General features: G+C 36.1%; 4 protein-coding genes. 2 read left to right on the top strand and 2 right to left on the bottom strand.

The features are described 5' to 3' along the window. Window positions 1-254: 254 nt before the first annotated feature. Window positions 255-1,226 carry a helix-turn-helix transcriptional regulator gene (locus tag HMPREF0721_RS10235; protein ID WP_006599697.1) on the bottom strand — a complete coding sequence of 324 codons (972 nt, stop codon included), beginning with the start codon at window positions 1,224-1,226 and terminating at the stop codon, window positions 255-257. 210 nt (window positions 1,227-1,436) lie between these two features. Here HMPREF0721_RS10235 and HMPREF0721_RS10225 point away from each other — a divergent pair, with 210 nt between their 5' ends. Continuing rightward, entirely contained in the window at window positions 1,437-3,203 is a 1,767-nt protein-coding gene (locus tag HMPREF0721_RS10225; protein WP_006599695.1) for an ABC transporter ATP-binding protein, read from the top strand. After that, window positions 3,196-4,944: an ABC transporter ATP-binding protein gene (locus HMPREF0721_RS10220; protein WP_006599694.1), complete on the top strand. Its 1,749-nt coding sequence runs from the start codon at window positions 3,196-3,198 to the stop codon at window positions 4,942-4,944. The genes HMPREF0721_RS10225 and HMPREF0721_RS10220 overlap by 8 nt, the downstream gene beginning before the upstream one ends. A 300-nt stretch (window positions 4,945-5,244) precedes the next feature. Here the strand turns inward: HMPREF0721_RS10220 and HMPREF0721_RS10215 are convergent, their stop codons facing one another. Next, window positions 5,245-6,216 carry a helix-turn-helix domain-containing protein gene (locus HMPREF0721_RS10215; RefSeq protein ID WP_006599693.1) on the bottom strand — a complete coding sequence of 324 codons (972 nt, stop codon included), beginning with the start codon at window positions 6,214-6,216 and terminating at the stop codon, window positions 5,245-5,247. Window positions 6,217-6,446 lie beyond the last annotated feature (230 nt).

Raw genomic sequence — 6,446 nt, 5'->3', positions numbered from 1 at the left:
GCCGTTTTTATTATAAATATGCATAAAATAAGAGAAAGCCGGCAAATAATTAAATAATTTATATTAACATTTGATGTATTACATATATATCTACTTCTCGATTCATAATTATTTCACTCTATTACATTTTCTGCTTACGTTTATTTAGTAGAATAAGATTACGCATATCATATAGATGCCAATAAGTATTGTATCAACAGCACTTTAGGTGACGAACAATTTTATTATTATGAAAACCCATAACGATTAAATTGTTATAATATCGTTCTTCTATATTTGCTTGGTGTAATACCATAAGTTGATTTGAAAATTTTAGCAAAATGTCCCGTATGTGAGTAGCCAACTTTTTCGGATATTTCAGATATGCTATGTTCCGAATTTTTCAGAAGCAATAATGCCTTATTTAATCTCAATTCTTTTAAATATTCATACGGAGGTACACCATAGTACTTGCGGAAAGCTAATTGAAATCGTGCAGGACTCATTAAAGCGATTTTAGAAAGTTCAATACCGTCAATATGGACGGACAAGTCTTTTTTCATTGCCGATACTACCTTTTTAAGATTTTGCTTGTCTTTTTTAGTTAGAACAACAGAAATATTTTTCTCTTTTTTTCCCAAGTTTGAAATGATGATGGACAGTAATTCCATAACTTTACTTTCTAAGTACAGAGGGAGAACTTTTCCTTCGGCTTGAGATTCTCTTATTTGTTGAAATATAAAATTTAGCTGAGGAGAATTTTGAGTTTTTAATAAATTAGAACTAAGAGTTTTGTTTTTTTCATAATCAAAATCATCATACTTTAATTTTAGAAAAGTATCAAAATATTTTTTGGTTAGGATTATTTTTGTAAATTTTACAGGCTTATTTGCTTCACAATAGGTGTAAGTTTTCTTTTCGGTATTCAAATAGCAGTATATGCCTTTTTCTACACTGTTTAACTTTCTACCGCCAATTCTAAACGAGCTGCTTTCTGTTTCAAACTGACTTATTTCTAAGTATTTTTCAGATACTTCGGTTATTTTTTCTATGGTTTTATTTGGTGTAAAATTAGCAACTAAAATTAGAATTAGGCTACTGTCAAATTTAAGAATTCGAAAAGTTCCCTTCCCATAACGGGGATCTATTTGAAAAAATTGGTTATGTTTACTTGATAGTTCTGGAATAAGTGTAAAAGGGGAATTATTTACTAAATGCGTCAAATATTCAATGACGGTTCTTTCCATTATTTATCCACCTCCTATATATCTCAATTTTATTTAATTATATCACAAATTTATAAAAAAGCAAATCATAAAATAAAGAAAATCATTGTAAATACAATGGTTGTTTTAAAAAATGAAATTTATATGCTTAATTTGAATTATAAAAAGATAGCTTTATAATAAAATCAGTTAGTAAAGGCTAATAGATCAGAAAGGAGATTGAAGAAATCGATGGAAAAAAAGAAAACAGGAATATCCTATGTATTTCAATTAGCAAAAGATGAGAGAAAAAAACTTCATTTAGGAATGCTTTTATCTGTCATTTCTGCGGCTTTATCATTAGTGCCATATTTTGTAGTATATAAGATCTTGCTAATGATATTTCAAAACAACATTTCGTATAAAGAAATTTTAATTTGGGCAGGTATAGGAATCGTGAGTGCAATTTTGCAAGCGATACTAATGTCTTCTGCGGGTATTTTATCTCATACCGCAGCATTTAATACGATACACAAGATTAAGTTAAAAGTCGTAAATCATATTTCAAAATTTAATTTAGGCTTTTTCCAAGAACATGCACCCGGAGAGATTAAAACATTATTATTTGATGATGTAGATAGAGTTGAAAACTTTTTAGCTCATAGCACTTTAGAATTAGCACAGGTTGCAGTAGTTCCGGTTATCATGTTTATTTTTATGTTGAAATTAAATTGGATGATGGCGCTTGTTATGTTAATCCCTATGGTTTTGGGATTGGGGATTCCGATGATGTTGATGAAAAAGTATCCTGATATGTCAGTGGAACTATCAAAAGATATTGCCGACTTAAATGCTTCATCAAATGAATTTATAAAAGCAATGCCGGTGATTAAAATGTATCATTTAACCGCAGAAAAATTTGAGCAATACAAAAATTCGTTGAATGCTTATATTTCTTGTTGGAAAAAAATGTGCATGAGTTCTTGTTATCCTCTGTCAATAACTTTAGTAGTGTTAGATTCAGCAATCTTATTTACGTTGCCATTTGGAGGATATTTCTTCTTAAAAAATTCATTATCAGCAACTTCATATCTGTTATTTATAATGCTTACGATGTGTTTTTATGTTTCGTTCTTGAATATGGTAACCATTTTTATGCAATCTATGGAGCTTGGAAGCGGATTGGATAACATAAAAAAAATAATGGATATGAATGAATTGAAAGAAGGAACAAAAGTAATAAATAGAAATGTTCCTCTTGAGATAGATTTTGAAGATGTTACTTTCAGTTATGACGGTGAAGAAACAAAAAACAAGGCATTGGCACATATTAACTTGTTGTTAAAGCCGAATACTATAAATGCTTTTGTCGGTTCTTCGGGAGCTGGTAAAACAACAGCAGCACAATTGATTGGAAGGTATTGGGATGTAACAAGTGGTGTGATTAAAATCAATAATACGCCTATCAATGAATTGAAAATAGAAAATTTGATGGATATTACATCTTTTGTTTTTCAAGATGTATTTCTTTTAGAAGATACTCTTTATGAAAATATACGCATGGGTGTCAAGGCAGATGAAAATAAGATTATTGAAGCCGCAAAAGCAGCACAAATTCATGAGTTTATTATGAGTTTGCCAAATGGTTATCATACAAGAATCGGAGATCAGGGCGTGAAATTGTCTGGCGGTCAGCAACAAAGAATATCAATTGCCAGAGCAATACTTAAAGATTCTCCAATTATTATTTTCGATGAAGCTACTTCATATTCAGACATAGAAAACGAGTATCATATCCAGTTGGCACTACAAAATTTATTGAAAAATAAAACGATTATTATGATTGCTCATCGTTTGCATACCATTAAAAATGCAGATCAAATTGTGGTGTTTAATGATGGAAAAATCGTAGAGATTGGAACTCATAAAACTCTTTTAGAAAGAAAGGGTGTTTATGAAAATATGTGGAACACATATACAAAAGATTATTTTGGAAAGGAGGCTTGTGCAGATGCTTAAAATCATTCGTACACTTCTAAAGGATAAAAAGAAAAAGTTATATTTACCGATTTTTCTTATGGTCATTGATTCGATAGGAAGTATTGTTTTGTATCTAATGCTTTATTTTACTGTTGTAAATATACTGCAAAATACTTTAACTAAAAATTTAATTGTAGAATACACTGCAATATGTTTTATAAGCATGATTGTAAGAATACTGATTTATAGACACGCATACTATTTGAGCTTTTCAAGAGGCGCTGAAATGTGTGGGGATATGCGTTTGGACTTAGCAAATCATTATAGAAGTTTAAGCCTTGGTCATTTTCAAAAAAACAGTAGTGGTTATTTATTATCTACACTTACAAAAGATTTAAGTAGTTTTGAGTTGATTATAACGCACACTTTGCCATCGGTTATTAAAACGGCAGTTACGGCGTTAATGATTTTATTAGGCACATTTTTTATCAATTGGAAACTTGCGTTATTAGAGTGTGCGATCTTACTGATTGCATATCCTATGTTGGTGTGGGGCAATATGCTGATAGAAAAATATGGAGCAAGAAAAAGAGCCTTAAATTCCAAGATGATTTCTATTATTTTAGAGTACATCCAAGGAATGAAAGCATTTAAGTCAGCTAATATGACAAGTAGCCATTTTGAAAGAATGATGGATACTCTCGAAAATGTTAGAAAGACAAGTGTAAAGGCAGAAAAGAAAATGGCTTTGCCTACAAGCATGTACTTTATTACGGCAAATTTTTTACTTCCTGTTGTTTTAATGATTGGGGGATATTTGCTCATAGGTGGTCAAGTAGAATCTAAACAATTTGTGGCATTCATGTTGATGAGTTTAGCATTATCTGCACTTTTAATTGCATTTGAACACTCGTATGGATTGTTAAAGGATTTGAAATTGGCTGCGAACAATCTTGAAAAAGCTTATGATACAAAACCATTGCCTTATGCTGAAAATGAAGTTGAATTAAAAAAATTTGATGTTCAATTTAAGAATGTAAATTTCTCTTATGATGGAAATAAAACGATTTTGAACAATATTTCTTTTGAAGCAAAAGAAGGGACTTCAACGGCATTGATTGGTCCTTCCGGTGGAGGAAAAACTACAATTGCTAATCTAATTGCAAGATTTTGGGATGTTAATAGTGGAGAAATTTTAATAGGTGATAAAAACATAAAATCTATTAAACCGGATGTTCTTCTTAAATATGTTAGTCAAGTTTTTCAAGATAATGTACTGCTCACGGATAGTGTCTATAACAATATTAAGGTTGGAAAACCTGATGCAACAAAAGAAGAAGTTTATAAAGCCGCAAAATTAGCTTGTTGCCACGAATTTATTTTGAAGATGAAAGATGGATATGAAACAGAAATAAAAGATGGTGGAAATACATTGTCTGGCGGTGAACGACAAAGAATTGCTATTGCAAGGGCTATTTTAAAAGATGCACCGGTTCTTTTGTTAGATGAATCTACTGCTTCTCTTGATCCTGATAATGAAGCAAAAATCAACCGTGCTTTAGAAAATCTGATGAAAGAAAAGACAGTTTTTGTCATCGCACATAGGTTAAATACCATTAAAAATGCCAGCCAAATTATTCTTATAAATGATGGAAAAATTGAAGAGAAAGGTAAACATAATGAACTTTATGCAAAAAAAGGACATTATTACGAAATGGTTAATACTCAGGAAAGAGCAAAAAAGTGGATGGTAAAGGAGAATGGTTATGGAAAAGCTTAGTGGTTTTTCATTGAATGATAAATAAAAAGAAAGAAGAAATAAAAAACCGCAATATATGATTTAGGAGGATTGCAATCCGTTCGCCCCTTTTATAAACTTATCGGTTGAAAGCAAAACGATTGGACGAACGGCTGACAATTCCGGGGGCCAGTCCATTCAGTCCATTCAGAAGTAAAAAACAGCAGGACAGGCAAAGCGGCCGACAAATTGTGATTGCACGTTTGGCTGCCTGCTGAGATCAGAGGGCTTTGCCCATCAAAAAACAACCACGCATCAAACGCGCGGTTGTTTTTTGGCGATTTAACGTCGCCGCTTGGCAATTTCTGCGATCGCCCCGTAGGTCACGCCCGCCACCGGCCAGATGATCCAGGTCATATCCCAGCGGCCGCTCACAAAGCTGACGAGCAGATACGCCGCGGTGATGATTCCCCAGTAAACGCCGCCGATTCTCTGGGTGAAGGCCTTCGCCTGGCGCGTATAATCCCGCTCCTCCAGCAACACCTGATAGCTCTCCCAGATGGTCGAAGTTTCGACGATCAAATACACCCCAATCGCCACGATAACAAGCAAAAATCCCACGCCCAGCGCGTTCAGGAACGCATCGTCCGGATTCATCAGCCCGAGTGCAAAAAGCGGCACACAGGCCAACACACACAGGCTCACCCCCGTCATCATGCGGCGGGTATGGGTGCTTTCGTAGGCCCCGCGCCGCTCGCGCACCATACCGATCACACCGTAAACCGTTTCGATCGGGTTGTGCCTGAGCTGATGATACCGCTCGTCGTGCATGCCTATCTTAATAAAAATGGCCACCGCTGCGGCAACTAAAAGCATCAAAACGACCAGCCCCGCAGCCGTCGCCCGCGCGCCGCTCAGCGAAAGGCTTCCGGCTTCGCTGGCCGCCTCCAGTACGACCAGCGCCACCGGCGATAAAATGCAAAGCATCACCCCGAGCGCCCTTTTCGGCGCCACGCGCTCCCGCGCATCCAAATAGGCCCCGGCGGTCTCAAGGTCCACCGTGACCGTGCCCTCCGGCGCATCGGTTTCCACCGACGGGGTCAGCTGTTCCGGTCCCAGCTCATCCTTTAATAAGAAGTCGGTGCTGACGCCGAAAATCTGAGACAATTTTAACAAACGGTTCATGTCCGGGATGGACTGAGCGCCCTCCCATTTCGAGATGGACTGCCGGCTGACGCCCATCTGCTCGGCCAATTCCTCCTGGGACCATTCGGCCCGCTTCCGCAAATAAATAATTTTATCGGCTAAGATCATTTTGATTTCTCCTGTTCTTATTATTTGGCGGCCGCCATTTGATTTGCTCTTAGCATAGCATTTTCAGCCGTTGCAGACCATCAATTTTCACCGACAATTACCGCAACCGCCGATTGCATTCGGTTTGCAAAGACCGCAGAAACGCCGCAAACTTCCGAAAATCACGGTTACGGTCAGGCATCTGCCAAAAACGCCTGCGCCGCAGGGCACAAAAACCCATCCACGCGTCC

The organism is Pseudoramibacter alactolyticus ATCC 23263, from assembly GCF_000185505.1.
Classification (GTDB): domain Bacteria; phylum Bacillota; class Clostridia; order Eubacteriales; family Eubacteriaceae; genus Pseudoramibacter; species Pseudoramibacter alactolyticus.
The sequence above is the reverse complement of the archived record's forward strand: the minus strand, read 5'-3'. Positions and strand labels throughout refer to the sequence as shown.

Excerpts from the sequence above, each read along its gene's own strand:
- HMPREF0721_RS10215 (WP_006599693.1), bottom strand. The coding sequence starts at position 6,216 with ATGATCTTAGCCGATAAAATTATTTATTTGCGGAAGCGGGCCGAATGG.
- HMPREF0721_RS10225 (WP_006599695.1), top strand. The coding sequence starts at position 1,437 with ATGGAAAAAAAGAAAACAGGAATATCCTATGTATTTCAATTAGCAAAA.
- HMPREF0721_RS10235 (WP_006599697.1), bottom strand. The coding sequence starts at position 1,226 with ATGGAAAGAACCGTCATTGAATATTTGACGCATTTAGTAAATAATTCC.
- HMPREF0721_RS10220 (WP_006599694.1), top strand. The coding sequence starts at position 3,196 with ATGCTTAAAATCATTCGTACACTTCTAAAGGATAAAAAGAAAAAGTTA.